The 15906-nt window shown below is 70.9% G+C and carries 14 protein-coding genes; 4 read left to right on the forward strand and 10 right to left on the reverse strand.

Translation table 11 applies throughout. From position 1 onward, the window contains the following. Window positions 1-64: 64 nt before the first annotated feature. Both ACZ3ZD_RS24325 and ACZ3ZD_RS24330 read right to left on the reverse strand, forming a co-directional pair. Complete coding sequence (locus tag ACZ3ZD_RS24325; protein WP_467400994.1) at window positions 65-1603, reverse strand: NDP-hexose 2,3-dehydratase family protein; 1539 nt, start codon at window positions 1601-1603, stop codon at window positions 65-67. Beyond that, complete coding sequence (locus ACZ3ZD_RS24330) at window positions 1590-2825, reverse strand: nucleotide disphospho-sugar-binding domain-containing protein (RefSeq protein ID WP_467400997.1); 1236 nt, start codon at window positions 2823-2825, stop codon at window positions 1590-1592. The genes ACZ3ZD_RS24325 and ACZ3ZD_RS24330 overlap by 14 nt, the downstream gene beginning before the upstream one ends. Window positions 2826-3041: 216 nt before the next feature. On the opposite strand from ACZ3ZD_RS24330, the gene ACZ3ZD_RS24335 reads away from it, so the two are divergent. After that, a complete protein-coding gene (locus tag ACZ3ZD_RS24335; RefSeq protein WP_467400999.1) occupies window positions 3042-3215 on the forward strand; it encodes a CsbD family protein in 174 nt (57 codons plus the stop codon). A 210-nt stretch (window positions 3216-3425) separates the two neighbouring features. After that, window positions 3426-3773 (forward strand): STAS domain-containing protein, encoded by a 348-nt coding sequence (locus ACZ3ZD_RS24340; protein WP_467401003.1) that lies wholly within the window; start codon window positions 3426-3428, stop codon window positions 3771-3773. Window positions 3774-3890: 117 nt separating this feature from the next. On the opposite strand, the gene ACZ3ZD_RS24345 is transcribed toward ACZ3ZD_RS24340, so the two are convergent. Further along, a complete protein-coding gene (locus ACZ3ZD_RS24345; RefSeq protein ID WP_467401005.1) occupies window positions 3891-4535 on the reverse strand; it encodes a dihydrofolate reductase family protein in 645 nt (214 codons plus the stop codon). 627 nt (window positions 4536-5162) lie between these two features. Here ACZ3ZD_RS24345 and ACZ3ZD_RS24350 point away from each other — a divergent pair. Together ACZ3ZD_RS24350 and ACZ3ZD_RS24355 are read left to right on the forward strand one after the other, a co-directional pair. Further along, window positions 5163-6902: a SpoIIE family protein phosphatase gene (locus ACZ3ZD_RS24350; RefSeq protein ID WP_467401008.1), complete on the forward strand. Its 1740-nt coding sequence runs from the start codon at window positions 5163-5165 to the stop codon at window positions 6900-6902. A 204-nt stretch (window positions 6903-7106) separates the two neighbouring features. After that, on the forward strand, window positions 7107-8006 hold the full coding sequence (locus ACZ3ZD_RS24355; protein WP_467401010.1) for a LysR family transcriptional regulator: 900 nt from the start codon (window positions 7107-7109) through the stop codon (window positions 8004-8006). Between the two features lie 109 nt (window positions 8007-8115). Here the strand turns inward: ACZ3ZD_RS24355 and ACZ3ZD_RS24360 are convergent, their stop codons facing one another. The 7 genes from ACZ3ZD_RS24360 to ACZ3ZD_RS24390 form a co-directional block, all read right to left on the reverse strand. After that, window positions 8116-8868: an SDR family NAD(P)-dependent oxidoreductase gene (locus ACZ3ZD_RS24360; RefSeq protein ID WP_467401012.1), complete on the reverse strand. Its 753-nt coding sequence runs from the start codon at window positions 8866-8868 to the stop codon at window positions 8116-8118. 750 nt (window positions 8869-9618) lie between these two features. After that, a complete protein-coding gene (locus ACZ3ZD_RS24365) occupies window positions 9619-11304 on the reverse strand; it encodes a ribonuclease J (RefSeq protein ID WP_467401015.1) in 1686 nt (561 codons plus the stop codon). Window positions 11305-11822: 518 nt separating this feature from the next. Further along, window positions 11823-12380 (reverse strand): hypothetical protein, encoded by a 558-nt coding sequence (locus ACZ3ZD_RS24370; RefSeq protein WP_467401018.1) that lies wholly within the window; start codon window positions 12378-12380, stop codon window positions 11823-11825. A 258-nt stretch (window positions 12381-12638) separates the two neighbouring features. Next, window positions 12639-12965, reverse strand: coding sequence for an SCO5918 family protein (locus tag ACZ3ZD_RS24375; protein WP_467401021.1), 327 nt, complete (start codon window positions 12963-12965; stop codon window positions 12639-12641). Window positions 12966-13012: 47 nt separating this feature from the next. Next, window positions 13013-13417 (reverse strand): CBS domain-containing protein, encoded by a 405-nt coding sequence (locus ACZ3ZD_RS24380; RefSeq protein WP_467401023.1) that lies wholly within the window; start codon window positions 13415-13417, stop codon window positions 13013-13015. Between the two features lie 46 nt (window positions 13418-13463). After that, window positions 13464-14960 (reverse strand): DEAD/DEAH box helicase, encoded by a 1497-nt coding sequence (locus ACZ3ZD_RS24385; RefSeq protein ID WP_467401026.1) that lies wholly within the window; start codon window positions 14958-14960, stop codon window positions 13464-13466. 345 nt (window positions 14961-15305) lie between these two features. Then, the gene (locus tag ACZ3ZD_RS24390) at window positions 15306-15509 is read right to left on the reverse strand and encodes a cold-shock protein (RefSeq protein ID WP_030943126.1); all 204 of its coding nucleotides are present in this window, start codon (window positions 15507-15509) and stop codon (window positions 15306-15308) included. Window positions 15510-15906: the final 397 nt, after the last annotated feature.

Genomic DNA, 15906 nt, shown 5'->3' on the forward strand with positions numbered 1-15906 from the left:
GGTCGGTCCTTCCGCGGGGAGGGGTCGGCGGGTCGGCTGGTTCTTCAGGCCCGGGGGCCGGGGGTCACCAGATGGCGTGCAGGGCGGCCAGCAGCGTGCGCGCCTGCATGTTCAGGAAGTAGCCGCGGCCGAGGAGTTCACCGGCCTGCGCCAGGGAGACCCACACGTAGTCGTCGGGTACGTCATCGAGGTCGTCCGGTGCCTCGACGACGAGGTAGCGGTTCTCGGCCCGGTCGAAGCGGGCGCCCTCCTCCGAGACCATCACGTCGTACCGCACACGGGAGGGCGGTGCGCCGAGCACCTCGCGCAGGAAACGGGGGCGTTGGCGCTCGGGCCGGTGCCGGTGGTTGGAGGGGGTGCACTGCACGGTGGGACACAGCTCCACGACGTCGAGCAGTCCGGCCTCGCTGCGGGCGTGCAGCAGCACGTGGAGCACGCCGTCGACGACCCTGGTCAGCAGGGCGCAGATGCCGCCCGCCGCCGGGACCAGCAACGGCTGCGCCCAGTGGCCGACTTCGCGGCTGGCCGCCCACACCTCGGCGCCGACGATCCCGAAGTACCGCCCGTCGGCCCGGCCGAGGGCGCCGTCGGCCCGCCGCCAGCCCCCGCCGACCTCGGCCAGCGGGATGCTCTGCTGCTCGACACGGGTGCGGGCCTTGATCTCGTTGACCGCGCCGACGAGTGCGGGGGTCGCGTGCACGGTGGGGGCGGCGGGGGCGAGCGAGCGCAGCAGGGCGGCGCCGTAGGCGTCCCGGGCGGCCTCCTCCCCCACCTCGTACGACAGGCAGGCGAGGACGGAACTCGCCTCCATGGACACGAGGTTGTCGCGGCGCAGCAGCCGGCGGATCTGACCGAGGGTGAGCCAGCGGAAGTCCTCGTGCACGGCGACGTCACGCGGGTCGGCGACGACGACCATGTGCCGGTTGCGCTTGCGCAGGAACCAGGAACCCCGCTCGGACTGCAGGCTGTCGACGAGCACCCGGCCGGCGGGCGGCGCGACGAAGTGCTCGGCGTGGTGCGGGCCGCGCCCCTGGTGGACGCCCATCAGGTTGGACCGGGTGGCCTGGACGGTCGGTGCGAGGTGGACGGTGTTGACGTTGCCCGGTTCGGTCTTGGCCTGGACCAGGAAGTGCCAGACGCCGTCGAACTCGGCGACGAGGAAGCCGAGGACGCCGATCTCGCGCTGGCTGAGCACCGGCTGCTCCCAGCACTCGCCGGGGCCGCCGTCGCCGGTGCGCACACGCAGCCCCTCGACGGCGAAGAAGTGACCGCTGTCGTGCCGCAGGTCCCCGGTGTCCGGCGCGAAGTGCCAGCCGCCCATCGCCTCCAGCGGCACCCGCCGCACGGTGAACCCCTCCCGGGCCTGCCGCTCGGCGAACCACCGCTCGAAGACGTCGTTGGGCGTGACGGCACTGTCGTCGGCGCGCGCGGAGAGGGCGAGGGCGTCGCGTACGGCGCGGGCGGTGAGCGCCGAGGACGCGCCGGCGGCCGTCTCCGTGGCCGTACCCGTGCCCGTGCCCGTGACAGCCGTACGCGTGCCCGTGCCCGTGACAGCCGTCCCCGCGAGGCCCGTCCCCGGGGTGACCGTCTCAGCGGTGGGCATCGGTGGTCAGTCCCTCGATGACCGGCACCACGCTCGCCGGCAGCGGCTGTGCCTCGATGTCGGCGCGCAGGGCGGCGGCGCCCTTGCGCAGGCCCGGCTCGGCCAGGACACGGGCGACCGCCTCACGCACGGCGTCGGAACCGGCCTGTCCGCCGTCCTCGCGGTCCGGGTCGAGGAGGTCCTGGTCGATCTGCAGGCCGGCGCCGACGGCTTCGAGCCGGTCGACGTTGAACCGTCCCTCGGGGATCTTCGTGATGCCGACCTGCGGCACGCCCTGCGCGGCGGCCGTCATCATCACACCGGTGCCGCCGGTGTGCACGATGGCGTCGCAGCCGTCGAGGAGCATGCTCAGCGGCACCCAGCCGACGGGCCGCACGTTCTCGGGCAGCTCCCCGAGGTGGCGCAGGTGATCCTGCTCGGTGGCACCGACGGTGAGCAGCACCTCCACGTCGAGACCGGCGACGGCCCGCACGACCCGCCCGAACGTCTCGATGACGCCGACGCCCATCTTCTTCTGCTGCGAGGTGCCCCAGGTGACGCAGACCCGGGGGCGGCGCGCGGGTTCGAACAGCCAGTCCGGCTCGGCGCCGGGGCCGTTGTAGGGAACGTAGCGGATCTGCTGCCGGGCGATGTCCCGCTGCCCGGGCCAGCGCAGGCTCGGCGGGCACGGGTCGATCCACAGCGTGGGGTCCACCCGCGGCTCCACCCCGTGGCGTGCGAACAGGCGCAGGTACTCCGGGTGGGGCTCGGTACCGGTCCGGTCGGCGATCTCCAGGCGCAGCAGGCGGGCCATGCCGTAGAGGTGGGAGACGCTGGGGATGCCCAGCACCTGGGCGGCGACGGGCCCGGCGAACGTCACCGGGTCGTGCACGATGACGTCGGGGCGCCAGGCGCGGGCGTACTCGATGAGCCCGTCGACCATGTGCTCGGCGACGCTGAACTGCTTGAGGGCGAGCTGGTCGGTGACCCGCACCCAGGCGGCGTCGTCCGGCTCGTCCGGGTGCGCCTTGCGGGGCCGGAACACGTCCCGCGCGTACCAGGCGGCCGCGTCGATGTCCCGGCCCACGGTGACGGAGGGGATCCCGGTGCGCTCGACGGCGTCGGCGAGCGCGGGCGTACTGGCGATCCGCACCTCGTGGCCCGCCGCGATCGCGGACCATGCGGTCGGCACGAGCGGATAGACGTGGGGGCGCGCGGCGTAGGTTGAGAACAGGATGCGCATCTCGTGCGGTCTCCTCGCATGCGGCGGCTGGCCTGCCCGACGCTAGGGCCGCCCCCCGGAGCTGTCCTTGAGCCCGTCTCGACCTGCGGAAGCGGCGGCCACACGCCCGCGGACCGGCGCAGGCCCGCGGCAGTCCCTACGTGTTTGTACGGGGTGGTCCGGGGCACGAGGGGGCTACCGCAAGAACGGCACCGCAGTGACGAGGAGGCGCATTCCATGACTGCCGGCGAGAAGGCCAAGGCGAAGACCGAGCAGGCCGAGGGCAAGGCCAAGGAGGTGGCGGGAAGCGCCATCGGGAACGACCGCATGGCCGCCGAAGGACAGGCCGAGAAGAGCACGGGGGATGCCCGTGAGGCCAAGGAGAAGGCCAAGGACGTCTTCAAGCACTGACCGCGTCCGTCTTCCCCGAAGGGCCTTCCCGGTCACCTGGGAAGGCCCTTCGGGGTATGCGTGGAACGGGTGGCGTTTCCCTGGGGGAAGCCGCCGCAGCCGCGGCGGCCGAAGGACGGGATCACCCCCGGCCGTCCAGCCGGCCGGCTCCGCCGGTCCGGCCGCCGAGGTGGCTGGTGGGTTCCGGCCCGACGGTGTGAGGATGTCGTCATGCATGCGGCCCCCGAGCAGAAGGTGCACCTCACCCGCCATGAAGAGGTCTTAGTGATCACGGTGCGCGGTGAGACGGACCACGATGACACCGAGGAGTTCGAAGCGGCCTGGGACGCGGCCGACCAGGCCGCGCTGCCCACCACGGCGATCGACCTGTCCCAGGTCACCTTCGCCGACAGCATGCTCCTCAACGCACTTCTGGACGCCAGGCGCCGGCACGCGGCCGGCGGCCGGCGACTCGTCCTCCTCGGCCCCCTCCCCGCGACGGTGGGCCGGCTGCTGTCCCTCAGCGGGACGATCAGCCACTTCACGATCGCCGACACGGGCCCCTCCCACACCAGTTGAGGCACAGAAGCGGCTGTTGCCCGGGCAGCGGTGTGAGACGTCCATCAAGTGGCCCGGCTTCCCCGTACGGGCGGCCGACTCCCACCACCGCGGCCTGAACGGGAGTGGGCGCTCACGTCACCTTCGCCAGAACAGGTGGTGCGTCACGCCGCTCGGGCTGGGCACGACCTCCAGGTGGAACCGGTCCAGCAGCTCGTCGGGGGACTCCCAGAGCCGTAGTCCGGATCCGAGCTTCACCGGCGAGACCACCACATGCATGGTGTCGACGAGGTCGGCCTCGAGGAACTGCCGGACCGTGGTGACCCCGCCGCCGAGTCGGACGTCCTTGCCCTGTGCCGCTTCCCGCGCCCGTTCGAGGACCGTTGCCGGGCTGCCGCCGACGAAGTGGAACGTGGTGTCGGAGAGCGTGAGCGACGGACGCTCGTGGTGGGTCATGACGAACACCGGCGTGTGGAACGGGGGCTCCTCTCCCCACCAGCCGCGCCACTCGTGGTCGTGCCAGGGCCCGCGCTGGGGCCCGAACTTGTTGCGGCCCATGATCTCGGCACCGATGTTGCGTGCGAAGTCTCGCGTGAAGTAGTCGTCGAGGCCCCGGCTCCCTCCGGGTTCCGTGCGCATGGGCCAGCTCGCCGTGGCTCCGGCCCAGGCGAACAGCCTCTCGGGATGGTCGAGGCCGAACGGCCGCTCAAGACTCTGGTGCTCACCGGCACCGATGCCGTCACTCGAGACGTTGAAGTTCATGACTCTCAGCAGTTGATCCACGTGTTTCCTCGTCAGGTCGTGTCGCGTCATCGTGTGGCGAGGCGCCGCACATCATGACGTCGAACGGGATGTGGCCGGATCGACAGCGGTCCGTCACTTTATTCAGACGCGCGCCCAGAAAGCAGCCCCGGTGGCGGTGTGGCGGTGGCGAAAGCCGACGGCATCGAGGTCGCCGGGGGCGCCGCGCGGCCGTGCACATGCGCCGCAACGGACGCCACAGCCCATCCGTCCGCCACGACCGCCAGCCGGCGAACCTTCCCGGTCACAGCACTGGGCGCGGCACGGCCACTGTTCCGCGGTGCGATCCTCGGCCGGCCCGGAGGACGACCGCCAGTTCAACGGGATCGCTCAGCATCGGTAAGCAGACGGCTGCGGCCCTGGGACCGAACGAGGACGCCGCACCCGACCTGCCGGCCCGCCTCGGCCGCCTGAGCCATTCAGCCGGGCTGGCCGGGCCTGCCAAGTAGTCGCAAGGCGCGCTGGCGGCCCCGCCGGCCGGACCCGCCGAGCCCACTCCCCTGGGCGGCCCATGGCCGGTCGTGTCACCCGGACAACTGCGTCCCTTCGATGCATGCCGGCATCCGGTGGGGGTACCCGAACAAATTCGGGCTTGAACAGAGGAGGGACATGGACGACGTCGCCACTCCCGGCAGGGAAAGTGTGCCCCTGTCCGGGCACCAGGCGCGATCTGGCGCCCTGCTCGACGGAACGCTGGAGAACCTGCGGGCGTCCGCCATCGCGGTCGATGACGATGGCCTCATCGTCGCGGTCAACGACGCGGCCCAAAGCCTGCTGGGCAGGGAAGCCTCAGACCTCATCGGTCAGGACTTCCACGACCTGCTGCACCGGGACGAATACGGGCACGCGGTGCCGCGCACGCGCTGCCAGATCAGGAAGACGCTCCTCACGGGCGACACCAGGCATGGCGACACCGAGTGGTTCGCCCGCGGGGACGGCACTCTCGTCCGGTTGTCCTGGCTGGTCACGCCCTACTCGCCCGGTCCGGGCGGGGCAGGTGCGCTGGCGCTGCTGTACGAGCCGAAGTCAGCGGAGGTGCGTCACCGCGACGGCGGACACGCCGCGCCGCTGTCGGAACTGGACCGCCTGTCCCTGCTGGCGGAGACGACCACGCAGCTCACGTCCACCCTGGACGCGGACGAGGCGCTGCACCGACTGGCGGCCCTGACCGTGCCCCGGCTCGCGGACTGGGCCGTGTTCGACCTACTCACCGAGCGTGACGAAGTACGACGCGTTCTCGTGATGGAGCACAAGGACGGCATCCTCGTCGAGCGGGACGACCTGCAGGGCCCGATGCCTCCCGTGCCGGCAGAGTCACCGATGCCCCTGTCGCGGGCCCTGCGCGGCGCCGCCTCCTCCCTCGCCGGCCCCGCCACCTACCAGGGTCCGCCCGACTCCGGCATAGCGGTCGAGCAGCAGCGCCTGTTCACCGCGACAGGCATGCACTCAGCCGTCATCGCACCCATTCGCGGTCTGCGCGACGTAATCGGCGCCCTGACCCTGGGCCGCGCCCAGCGTCAGGGCGCCTTCACCCCTGCCGACCTGCCGCTGCTGGAGGACCTCACCCGCCGGGCGGGCCTCGCGCTGGACAACGCGCGCCTGTACCAGCGCCAGCGCAAAGTCGCCGAGACCATGCAACGCCACCTGCTGCCCCAGCTGCCGGTCCTGCCCGGGCTGGAGATGACCGCGCGCTACGTACCCGCTCCGGACGCCTCATCCGTGGGCGGTGACTGGTACGACGCCTTCGCTCTGGCCCCCCACGTCCACGCACTGGCCATCGGCGACGTCGTCGGACACGATCTCGACGCCGCGGCCGGCATGGCGCAGGTCCGCAACATGCTGCGCGCCTTCGCCTGGTCCCACCCCGAGGCCGCACCCAGCGCCGTCGTCACACGGCTCGACGATGCCGTGATGCACATAGCCGAGGTACCCATGGCCACCGTGATCCTCGCCAGACTCACCCTCGGGAATGACACACTGTGGCGCCTACGCTGGACGAACGCCGGTCACCCGCCGCCCCTGCTCATCGCCCACGACGGTCAGACCCGCTACCTCGACGAGGCTCACGGCATGCTCCTCGGAACCGGAGTCACCAGACCTCGCCCCGACGCCGGCACCGTTCTGCCACCCCAGGCCACGCTCCTGCTCTATACCGACGGACTGGTCGAATCCCCGCACCACTCCATCGATGACGGGCTTGACCGGCTGCGCCGACACGCGGCCTCCCTCGCCCACCGCCCCCTTGACTCCTTCTGCGACTTGCTGCTGGACCAGGTACGCCCCAGCGACAACGATGACGACGTCGCCATGATCGCGCTGCGAACGCCCCCTCCCGTAGGACCCGCCTGACCCGCGCGTGAGGCGAATCGAGTGGGCGCAACGGGAGACTGTCGCAGCTCCTGAGCCGGTGGGCTGAGGCTTCGAACGCCGCTGTCGTCGACAACCGGTTGGCGCCGGCACCTTCATCAGCTCGCCGACGCGCTCCAGCGTCGGCAGCCGGTGTGCCGCCGGGCGGCATGGCGGCATGTTCGACCGGCATGGTGGCATGGGGGCATGGAGTTGCGGGAGCTACGGGCGTTCGTGGCTGTGGTGGAGGAAGGCGGGCTGTCCGCTGCTGCGCGGCGGCTGCATGTGAGTCAGCCCGCGCTGTCCCAGACGGTCAGCGGACTCGAGCGACAGCTGGGGGTGAGGCTGCTGGTGCGCGGCAGCACCGGGGTGCGGGCCACCGAAGCGGGTACCGCTCTGCTGGCGGAGGCGCGCGCAGTGCTCGCCCGGAACGATCAGGCCCTGCGAGTGATGGCCCGGTACACCGGGCCGGGTGGCGGGGCGCTGCGGATCGGGATCCCGCTCGAACTGCCCGCAGGGCTGCTCGATCCGGCACTGGCCGACCTGGCCGAGACGCATCCGGACACGAATGTGCAGGCGCGGCATCTGTCCTCGGCGGAGCAGTTGGCGGCACTGCGCACCGGTGAACTGGACGTCGGCTTCCTGCGCGAGCGCCCGTCGGGACCGCAGTTCGACGCGCTGCTCGTCGTACGGGAGAACCTGGGTGTGCTGCTGGCCGCAGAGCAGGCGGGCGAGCTCGCCGGACCCGACGGCATCGCGCTGGAGGCGCTCGTCGGCCTGCAGTGGGTCGGATTTCCTCGCTCCGGCAGCCCCGCCTGGTACGACGAGCTGACCGCGGTCCTGCGCGGGCACGGCCTGGACCTGGGGCCGGAGGCACCGCAGGGGCAGGTGCTGATCGCGGAGGTGAAGCTGGCGGCGGTCGCCTCCGGGAGGGCCTTCGCGCTGGCTCCGTCAGGCTGGCAGCAGCCCCTGCCCGACCAGGTGACCTGGTCACCACTGGTCGGGCATCCACTGGTCCGGCGCACCTGGGCGGTGTGGTCGGCCGACTCGCGCCGCCGTGACCTCGGGCGGTTCATCGCCGCGCTCGACCGCTCGGTGAGCAGCTGACCCGGACCCTCCCAGTGGGAAAGCGACTGAGGTCAGGTCCCTCGCGGGTGCGCTGGGGACAGGAAACGCCGCGGGCACACCCGTCGGCTGCCGCGGGGGTCGGTGCGCCTCAGACAGCCGTACGACCGCCGTCGACCGGCAGGATCGCGCCCTGCACGAAACTCGCCGCATCACCGACCAGATAGGCGATCGCCTCGGCGATCTCCCGCGCCTCAGCGGGCCGTCCGGCCGGCGCCTGCGCGGCGAGGGCGTCGAGAGCCTCGCCCATACCGGCTGTGCCCTCGGTACGGGTGGGACCGGGCTCCACGGCGTTGACCCGGACCCCGCGCGGGCCGAACTCGGCGGCCCACGCCTTGGTCAGCAGGTTCACCGCCGCCTTGCTGGAGCCGTACAGCGCCATGCCCGCGACGCCGTACTCGGCGACCATGGTGCTGACATTGACGATCGCCCCGTGCCCGCGCTCGGCCATCGCCGGGGCGAGCTGCCCCACCAGGTGGAACGGTGCCTTCACGTTCAGGTCGTAGACGGCGTCCACGTCGTCGGGCGACGCCTGCGCCGTCGGACCGAACGGGAAGATGCCCGCGCTGTTGACCAGGATGTCCACGCGGCCGCCGCCCAGCTCGGCGGCCTTGCGTGCCAGCTGCCTCGCCGAAGCCGCGTCCCGCAGGTCGGCGGCGACGAAGTCCGCCTTGCCGCCGCGCGCCCGGACTGCGGCGACGACGGTCTCGCCGCGTGCTGCGTCGCGTCCCGCGACCAGCACGTACGCGCCGCGCTCGGCGAGCAGCGCCGCGGTCGCGGCGCCGATACCGCTGGTCGCTCCGGTCACCAGGGCCACACGCCCGGCCAGATCCACAGAACCCATGAGGGCCGTCCTTCGTATCGAGAAGTGCGGGCCGAACGGAGGTGCGGTGGACCGCCTTCCGTCGCCCCGTCGCCTCGTCCGTGAGGTGACAGGAGTCCCAAGCGCCTGCGACTTCCAGGGATTCCGGCCTGGCCATAGGCAGATCCGATACCCGCTATCAGAGCCGAATTTCTCTCTGCCATTCCTACCGTCCCTCGGGCGCGCACGCAGCCGAGGACGCCGGTCGGAGCCTTCGCGCAGGTAATAGCTGACTCGTGACCGCCCTTGGAACGACCTCTGGCTGGCGCGAGGGCCGTTCGTGCGGCAGCCCTGTCAGCCCCGTCGGCCCGTCCGGCCTTCGCCCGTCACGGAGTCCCTGCGTGACGGCCTCGGTAGATCCAGCCGACCGAGGCCACCGGCAAGATTCCCGCCCTGACGTGGGCAGCTCATGGTCGTACCCGCGCCGTGGAAGGACTCGATGCGCCCCCTGGTCATGCTGATCGCGGCGCACCGGGCCGTCCGCGTTCCTGATCCCCGTGGCCGTCATGTCGCTGCTCGGGCGACAGGGCAGCTGCTGGAGAGGGCTGCGGGATGCCCGGCGCAGCGTTCCCGCCACCGGGCCACCCCGGGCGCGTCCGGGGTGGCCCGGGCGCGATGCGTCCGGGCCGACCCGGTAGCCGGTGACGAGGCTGGACATCAGCAACGACTCGTCGCCGGGTTTCACCTCGTACACACCGGCGTCCGACCCCCGGGCGCCTGCCGGGTTGTGGCTCAGGCGTCGATGATGACCGGGATGATGAGGGGTTTGCGGCGATAGGTGCGGAACGCCCAGTTCGCCACGGCGCGGGCGATGAGCTGTTCGAGCTGGCGCGCGTCCCCGACGCCTTCCTCGGCCGCGGTGGCCAGGGTCTTCTCGATGACGGGCACGACCGGCTCGAAGGTGGCGTCGTCGTGGACGAAACCGCGGGCCAGGAAGTCGGGCGCCTCGGCGAGCGCGCCGGTGTCCGCGTCGACGATCGCCACCACCGTGACCACGCCTTCGGCGGCCAGGGTGAGGCGGTCCTTGAGGGACGCTTCGGTGGCGCCGCCGACCTCCATGCCGTCCACGTAGACGTTGCCGGCGGGGACCTTGCCGGTGATGGACGCACGCCCGTCGACGAGGTCGACGACGACGCCGTCCTCGGCGATGACGACCCGGTCGGGGTCGACGCCGGTACGGATGGCGAGGTCGCCGTTGGCCCGCAGGTGGCGCCATTCGCCGTGCACGGGCATGACGTTGCGCGGCTTGACGATGTTGTAGCAGTAGACGAGTTCGCCGGCGCTGGCGTGCCCGGAGACGTGCACCTTGGCGTTGCCCTTGTGGACCACGTGGGCACCCCACCGGGTGAGCCCGTTGATCACCCGGTAGATGGCGTTCTCGTTGCCGGGGATGAGGGAGCTGGCGAGCAGGACGGTGTCGCCCTTGCCGATGCGGATCATGTGGTCGCGGTTGGCCATCCGGGACAGCGCGGCCATCGGTTCGCCCTGGGAGCCGGTGCACACCAGAGTGATCTTGTGGTCCGGGAGCTTCTCCAGCTCCCGCGTGCTGACGACGAGACCGGAGGGGACCTTCAGATAGCCCAGGTCACGGGCGATGCCCATGTTGCGGACCATCGACCGGCCGACGAAGGCGACCTTGCGGCCGTACTGGTGGGCGGCGTCCAGGACCTGCTGGATGCGGTGCACGTGGCTGGCGAAGCTGGAGACGATGACCCGGCGCGGCGCGGTGCGCATCACCTGCTCGATCGCCGGATTCAGCTCACGCTCGGAAGTGGTGAAGCCGGGCACCTCGGCGTTGGTGGAGTCGGTGAGGAACAGGTCCACACCTTCCTCGCCGAGGCGGGCGAAGGCGCGCAGATCGGTGATGCGGTCGTCGAGAGGGAACTGGTCCATCTTGAAGTCGCCCGTGTGCAGCACCATCCCGGCGCCGGTGCGGATCGCGACCGCCAAGCTGTCAGGGATGGAGTGGTTGACCGCCACGAACTCGCAGTCGAAGGGCCCGAAGCTACGCCGGTCGCCTTCCCGCACCCGCACCGTGCGCGGCCGGATGCCGTGTTCCTTGAGCTTGGCCTCCAGGAACGCCAGCGTCAGCTTGGAGCCGACGACGGGAATGTCGGACCGCTCACGCAACAGGTACGGCACGCCGCCGATGTGGTCCTCGTGACCATGGGTGAGCACCACGGCCACGATGTCGTCCAGCCGGTCCCGGATCGAGGTGAAGTCCGGCAGGATCACGTCCACGCCGGGCTGGGTCTCCTCGGGGAACAGTACGCCGCAGTCGACGATCAGCAGCTTGCCGGCGTACTCGAAGACGGTCATGTTGCGGCCGATCTCCCCCAGGCCGCCCAGGCCGATGACCCGCAGCCCTCCTTCGGGAAGCGGTGGGGCGGCTTTCAGCTCGGGGTGCGGATGACTCATACCCTGACGTTACCCGGAGAGTGGGGCGGGATGATCCATCGCCTGCGTGATCCCTTCTCCCGACAGGGCCGGGGCCGCCGACAGCGGCTGCTCCAGGACGATCGGATGACGCCGCGGCCGGACAGGGAGGGGCAAGCCACACAAGGAGGGACGAGACGGACAGGGAGGGACGAGGAGGTACCGCCTTCGGCGGGTCGACCGTGCGCCCGGTGGTGCCGGCGGGGATCTCCTGCCTCTCGTCGTGGTGGCCGGCCTCCACGGCCTCCCGGTGCGCCTCGGCGCTGGTCCACTCGGTCTACAGCAGTGCCCGAGTGCCGTCCCCCCAGACGGCCCCCGCCCTGCGTCGGAAGTGCGCCCTGCCCTGCCCCGGGTGCCCGCCTCCCCCTCGGCTGGGCGGCGATAACGGCGTCCGTGAAGGCGCGCTGCCTGGATCATGGCCGGATCCGTTCGATCACAGGTCACTGCTCGAACATGTCGGGGAACCGTTCGGATGCTTGCGTCTGCCGGCCCGGCCGGGATCAGACACTCGTCCATGCTTCGATGAAGGCGTGACGTTCGGCCGCACCGGGCGACTTGTGGTCCGCGTGAAGGACGCGCCAGGCGGTGAGTTCCAGGTCCCGGAGCCAAAGTTCGCCGATGACCTGTGTTTTGAGGTCAGGAAGGTGGTCGGACTCGGCGAGCGCCTGGCCGATCACCTCTGCGGCCGCAACGCGCTGGGGAGGCGTCATCTCGTCGACGGCCGAGAGGATCTGTCCAGCCAGACCGGTTCCTTCTCCGGTCAGCGAACGCAGCACCATGTCCTTGATATTGGTCGGCAGCAGGTAGGCGGTGCCCGAGGATCTCCACAGGTTCGACCAGAAGCGTTCTCCTGTGTCGGTGGGGGCGGGGAGCGCGGCCAGCAGTCCGAGGAGGTGCGCGGTGGCCGCGTAGCCATCGGAGTGGGCCGCCGCGAGGACGGCGATGCCGGCGGCACGCTCCCTCTCGATACGGCCGGTTTCGCACTGTGGGGGCCCCAGTCTCTGTTCCAGCTGATCTGCGAGGCGGGCGGATGCGTGGGAGGGGAACTCGGGAAGCATCGACGGTCCTTGGGCGTAGGCGGGCGATATGCGCGCTCGGGAACCTTGGTCCTTCCCATGGCCAGGCGCCTTACACGGCTTCCGCAGGCCGAGTTGGTGGCGAGACCGGCCTCGACGGATGCGGCCCGCACTCGCGGCTCGACGCGTCAGTGCCTGGACCGTGGGCGACTTCAGCCACTCCGACCACTGGCCCGCCGGGACCCGGCACACAGTGAGGCCCGACCGGCGTGCCGGTCGGGCCTCACTGCTCGGTTCGGCTCACACCTGTCCGTACGTCATGCGGACAGGGGGAGCGCCGAGCGCTGCGGACGCCCGCTGGTACGGGCCGTCCATGGGCGCGGGTGCGGCGGCGGGGCCGGTGCGGCAGGTGAAGCCGAGCCGGGTCATGGCCCTGAGGACTTCGCCGGTGCTGAAATCACGGCGGTCCTGGCGGGTGATGACCTGGCCGACCTGCTTGGCGGGGTAGTGGCGTCGTCCGATGATGACGAAGTCACCGGTGACCGGCTCGGGCGTGACGCCCTTCATCGATTCCGCCACGCCGCTCTTGGTCAGGTCGAACGGGAAGCGGGCGATGACACAGCGCATGATGCCTCCAGGAGACGAGAAGACGGGGCCGGGGGCGTGAGGGCGGTTCAGCGGGAGAGGGCGAGGACGCCCGGAGCGTTGCCGTGTTCGTCGACCACGGGCCGGGCCCCGAGCCGGCGGCTGTGCATCGCACGCTCGGCTTCGGCCCTCGTGGTCAGCGGTGAGGCGAAGGGCGCGATGACGTCGGCGATGTCACGCAGGCGGATGCGGTCCGTGTATCCGGAGCCGTCACGAACGGCCGTGAGCCGGGCCCGGGTGACCAGGCCGGTGCACAGACCGTCCTCGTCGCAGACGACCAGATGACCGGTACGGGCGGCGGTCATCACGAACAGTGCCACCTCCACGGTCATGTCCTCCCAGACCTGCGGTCCGGCCGTGACCGTGGTGCCGGCCTCCGTGCCGTACGCGGGGTGGGTGCCCGCCGGGCGGAACTGCGCCTGGTCCAGAGTCAAAGGGTGCCTCCTGCGAAGTGGGGCGGGCTTCCTGATCACGAGGGTCCTATGCCGCCGCACCGGCGGTGGACTGCCGTACGGACGCGCGGCGCGCCGCCGAGACGGGGCGGCGTCGACCGCGTGAGGTGCCGCCGCGCTTCTTGGGGCGTTCGGCCACCGGCGCGGTGATGACGACCGGGATGCCGGAGGGGGCCTGGGCCCCGGTGATGCGGCGCAGGGCCTCTTCGCCGACGCGGACCTGGGTGGTCTGCGGGACGATGCCGGCCGCCGCCATGAGGCGCGTCATGCCGCGGCGCTGGCTGGGGGTGACCAGGGTGACGACACTGCCGGACTCTCCTGCGCGGGCGGTACGGCCGCCGCGGTGGAGGTAGTCCTTGTGGTCGGTCGGCGGGTCGACGTTGACGACGAGGTCGAGGTTGTCGACGTGGATGCCGCGCGCCGCGACGTTGGTCGCCACCAGTACGTTGACGTGTCCGGTCTTGAACTGCGCCAGCGTGCGGGTGCGCTGCGGCTGCGACTTCCCGCCGTGCAGGGCGGCGGCCCGTACCCCGTTGTGCAGGAGGTGCTCGGTGAGGCCGTCGACGGCGTGCTTGGTGTCGAGGAACATGATCACACGGCCGTCGCGTGCGGCGATGTGGGTGGTGGCCGTGTGCTTGTCGGCGCCGTGGATGTGGAGCACGTGGTGCTCCATCGTCGTGACCGCGCCGGCCGAGGGGTCGACGGAGTGCACGACGGGGTCGTTGAGGTAACGGCGCACGAGCAGGTCGACGTTGCGGTCGAGAGTGGCGGAGAACAGCATGCGCTGGCCTTCGGGGCGGACCTGGTCGAGGAGGGCGGTGACCTGCGGCATGAAGCCCATGTCGGCCATCTGGTCGGCCTCGTCGAGGACGGTGACGGAGACCTGGTCCAGTTGGCAGTCGCCACGGTCGATGAGGTCTTTCAGGCGTCCCGGCGTGGCGACGACGACCTCGGCGCCACCGCGCAGCGCGCTCGCCTGCCTGCCGATCGGCATTCCGCCCACCACCGTGGCCAGCCGCAGCCTCACGGAGCGGGCGTACGGGGCGAGCGCGTCGGTGACCTGCTGCGCCAGCTCACGCGTGGGTACGAGGATCAGCCCCAGCGGCTGCCGGGCCTCGGCGCGCTGCCCGGCCGTACGGGCCAGCAGCGCCAGCCCGAAGGCGAGGGTCTTGCCGGAGCCGGTGCGGCCACGGCCCAGTACGTCCCGGCCGGCCAGAGAATTCGGCAGGGTCGCGGCCTGGATCGGGAAGGGTACGGTCACGCCTTGCGAGCCGAGCGCGGCCAGCAGTGCTCCGGGCATGTCGAGATCGGCGAAGCCCTCTGCGGCGGGAAGCGCGGGAGTGATCGTCCTGGGCAGCGCGAACTCCCCCTGAACGGCGGCGGGCCGGCGGCCGAAACCACCGGAACGGCTTGGGCCGCCGGAGCGGCTCCTGCCCGACGAACCGAATCGGCTGCCGCCCCTGCCGGAGTCGGTACTGCCGTCACGGGTGCGGGCGAAGCGGTCGTTCGTGCGTGTGCGGTTCATGCGGAACCTTCCTCGATGCGGCACATATCAAGGAATTCCCGCAGCGATGAGCAGCACGGAGAATTGCAAGAATGGACCGATGGAATGCGAGAGCGAAACTGGCCGACGGAAAATCCGTGCAGGCACAGCCGCTGGAATGAGTGGCGCGAAGCGGACGCAGTGTTCGGGCGTCCGCCGCTGTGAAGCCATGGGGGGTGCGTGCACCCCTGAAGGATGCTCCGTATGGGTGAGCCTACGGGTTTCCTGGTGTCGTCCGCAGGCGAGACCACTGCGGGAAAATGCGAGCAGCTGGGGCCCACACCCCGAAGGACGCGGGCCCCAGCTACAAGTACGCGACAGTCAGCGTCAGGCGAGAACGATGTTCTCGGCCGTCGGGCCCTTCTGGCCCTGCGCGATGTCGAAGGTCACCTTCTGGCCCTCCAGCAGCTCGCGGAAGCCCTGGGCGGCGATGTTCGAGTAGTGGGCGAACACATCGGCGCCGCCACCGTCCTGCTCGATGAAGCCGAAGCCCTTTTCCGCGTTGAACCACTTCACGGTGCCATTAGCCATGTCATTTCTCCTTCGGGGCAGTGCATCGGGATCCGCACGTCACGGACTCCATGTCGCCGCGATGATCACCCCGCCGGAAAAGGAACCGGATAACAAAAGCGCTTCCAACGGCACAGACGCCGCCCGGAGGACACTTGGAGTTTTGGGAACCACAACTGCAACTGAGATCGACAGTAGCACGCCGCAGCGGCCTGTGTTCGGTGAAGAAACCCACTCCACTTAATGTGGAAGAGAATCTGTCTGCCTGTTCCCGTGAAATCTCAGCTCGCGGGCACAGATTTCGACCCAGCCGGAGCGCAACGTTTCGGGGGCGCTGGGGGCGCGCCCGGCGTAACGGCTGCTCCCCAAAGGGACGGTGCGACTGGTCCGGTCGCCGCCCGACTCGGCGCACGAACCG

The sequence above is a fragment of the Streptomyces sp. NPDC023481 genome (assembly GCF_055560195.1).

Excerpts from the sequence above, each read along its gene's own strand:
- ACZ3ZD_RS24325 (WP_467400994.1), bottom strand. The coding sequence starts at position 1,603 with ATGCCCACCGCTGAGACGGTCACCCCGGGGACGGGCCTCGCGGGGACG.
- ACZ3ZD_RS24330 (WP_467400997.1), bottom strand. The coding sequence starts at position 2,825 with ATGCGCATCCTGTTCTCAACCTACGCCGCGCGCCCCCACGTCTATCCG.
- ACZ3ZD_RS24335 (WP_467400999.1), top strand. The coding sequence starts at position 3,042 with ATGACTGCCGGCGAGAAGGCCAAGGCGAAGACCGAGCAGGCCGAGGGC.
- ACZ3ZD_RS24340 (WP_467401003.1), top strand. The coding sequence starts at position 3,426 with ATGCATGCGGCCCCCGAGCAGAAGGTGCACCTCACCCGCCATGAAGAG.
- ACZ3ZD_RS24350 (WP_467401008.1), top strand. The coding sequence starts at position 5,163 with ATGGACGACGTCGCCACTCCCGGCAGGGAAAGTGTGCCCCTGTCCGGG.
- ACZ3ZD_RS24355 (WP_467401010.1), top strand. The coding sequence starts at position 7,107 with ATGGAGTTGCGGGAGCTACGGGCGTTCGTGGCTGTGGTGGAGGAAGGC.
- ACZ3ZD_RS24360 (WP_467401012.1), bottom strand. The coding sequence starts at position 8,868 with ATGGGTTCTGTGGATCTGGCCGGGCGTGTGGCCCTGGTGACCGGAGCG.
- ACZ3ZD_RS24365 (WP_467401015.1), bottom strand. The coding sequence starts at position 11,304 with ATGAGTCATCCGCACCCCGAGCTGAAAGCCGCCCCACCGCTTCCCGAA.
- ACZ3ZD_RS24370 (WP_467401018.1), bottom strand. The coding sequence starts at position 12,380 with ATGCTTCCCGAGTTCCCCTCCCACGCATCCGCCCGCCTCGCAGATCAG.
- ACZ3ZD_RS24375 (WP_467401021.1), bottom strand. The coding sequence starts at position 12,965 with ATGCGCTGTGTCATCGCCCGCTTCCCGTTCGACCTGACCAAGAGCGGC.
- ACZ3ZD_RS24385 (WP_467401026.1), bottom strand. The coding sequence starts at position 14,960 with ATGAACCGCACACGCACGAACGACCGCTTCGCCCGCACCCGTGACGGC.
- ACZ3ZD_RS24390 (WP_030943126.1), bottom strand. The coding sequence starts at position 15,509 with ATGGCTAATGGCACCGTGAAGTGGTTCAACGCGGAAAAGGGCTTCGGC.